The sequence below is a fragment of the Pseudanabaena sp. CCNP1317 genome, from assembly GCF_034931345.1.
In the GTDB taxonomy this organism is placed as follows: domain Bacteria; phylum Cyanobacteriota; class Cyanobacteriia; order Pseudanabaenales; family Pseudanabaenaceae; genus Pseudanabaena; species Pseudanabaena galeata.
Window position 1 is genome coordinate 1 of sequence record NZ_JAYGIF010000176.1, and the last position, 1,989, is coordinate 1,989.

The 1,989-nt window shown below is 44.3% G+C and carries 3 protein-coding genes; all 3 read left to right on the plus strand.

The genetic code is table 11. From position 1 onward, the window contains the following. A partial coding sequence (locus tag VB775_RS26210) for a hypothetical protein (protein ID WP_323217167.1) occupies nucleotides 1–317 on the plus strand: 317 nt, incomplete at its 5' end. Between the two features lie 76 nt (nucleotides 318–393). After that, entirely contained in the window at nucleotides 394–1,608 is a 1,215-nt protein-coding gene (locus tag VB775_RS26215; RefSeq protein ID WP_281009454.1) for an AAA family ATPase, read from the plus strand. A gap of 66 nt (nucleotides 1,609–1,674) precedes the next feature. Next, a partial coding sequence (locus tag VB775_RS26220; RefSeq protein WP_323217170.1) for a hypothetical protein occupies nucleotides 1,675–1,989 on the plus strand: 315 nt, incomplete at its 3' end.

Consider the following 1,989-nt stretch of genomic DNA (forward strand, 5'->3'; position numbering starts at 1 on the left):
AAGCATCAGAAACCAAAGGCAGCACCCTGCAAAACCAACTACGAGTATATCGGGAAGTAGAAGACAAAACCAAGATGCTCTCAGAGCTATTACAATTCCGCTCTGACACTCTGACCGATAAACTTGCTCAACTTAAACAACGTTGTGTAGAAGCCCTAAATGGAATGGCGACCACAGCTTCCACAAAAACTGAAGTAAAACCAACCGATCCTCCTCCTGAACAACAACCAGAAGTAGAAACACTTCAGGAAGAAACCAGCATAGATCCCGACCCAATATCCGAGATCGAAGACAGCCTATTTGATATCGGCTTCTAGCGAAGAGCTTAGGTGTAGCCAATCAGCTATTCCTAAGCAACCACAAAAATTCTTTAAAAATAGAGAGTAAATTAAAATGATAGCCACAGATATAGCGCTGACCAACGGCAATGTCAAAGTAATAACACCATCAGTAGCACCTACAGTTAAACTGCAACAACTCCGTGAAGAATTGAAAGTCGTGTACTTAGATCGCAGCGAAGCGATTGACCTGATTATGGTGGGACTCCTTGCCAAGATGCACGTCTTTTTGGGAGGACAACCAGGCACAGGCAAAACTGAACTTGCGAAAGCCGTCTCAGATGCAATATCAGGAACGACATTCTTTCATTACCTGATGACCAAAACCACCGTCGCCGAAGAAGTATTGGGAGCGCCCGACCTTGCTGAATTACAGAAAGGTAAATTTGTGCGCGATACCGAAGCCATGTTGCCTGAAGCGCACTTAGCCCTAATGGATGAAATTGGCAAAGCTAACAGCATTGTTCGTAATTCGGCATTAGGACTGATGAACGAACGCGAATTCCTAAACGGTAAAATTAAACTGCAATCACCATTGATCACCATGATTGGCTGCTCCAATGAATTACTGGATGGTGAAGAAGACGGAGCATTTTGGGATCGGTTGAGTTTGCGGTATATGGTGGATTACTTAGGCGATGAAGACCTGAGAACATTGCTATTACGCAAGACTGGTAATGCGATCGCCCCCAAAGTCACAACCGTCCTGAGCTTAGCTGAACTAGAGCAGATGCAGACGCAAGTGCAGAAACTGCCATTCACCAGTCAAGTAGTCGATTCATTAGTCGAACTGCAACGGGAATTCAAGAAAGAAAACTTTGTTGCTAGCACCAGAAAATATGTGCAGATGGTGATGATTTTGAGAGCTTACGCTTTTTTGCAAGGAGAAACAGAAGTAAGCGAAGACTCATTTGAGATTCTCAACCACGTCATCTGGAATCATCCTAGAGAAAAGACTGCGATCGCCAAGATCGTCGCCAAGGTTGGAAATCCCCTAAACATCCAAGCACAGGAAACCTTGATAGCGATCACTGAAGCGATCGCCCAACTAGGAACCTGTCCAACTTTCGGTACAAAGCAGGAGAAGGAAAACTGGGCAACCGAAGGCACAGGAGTCTTGTCAGATCTGCGAAATATGACAGATCGGCTACAAAGCATGATTACTCAGTATCCACACAAAGCTAAGAAAGCCCAGCAAGTCGTGCTTGAAATCGAATCGAAGAAAAAACCATTGCTAGCCAAAGTCAGCGAGATTTTGTACGGAGCATAGAGACAACGTTAAAGGGAGCGTAATTCACGCTTCCTTAAAACCCAATTCAATAACCAGAACTAAAATATGCAATCTCAATTAGTATATACAGTCCCGAAATGGACAGAGATTTGTGCGCGAGATTTCAAAGAAGGCTCAGAGCGACTATGTGAAGTAATCAGCGAAGGTGAGACAAAAATCTATAACTTCGACGCATTCACCGATGAAACCTATCACCGCCTCTACGATCGCCAGCCGAACCGACTTACAGACAATGACATCAAGCCAGAAAACAAAATCTGGATTGCCATTCACCAACAAATGACCGAGCTAGAAGCTTTTCAGCAATTTAGCAACCGACTAAATGGCGATGAATTTCTTGCAGGAATCGGTACAACCGCA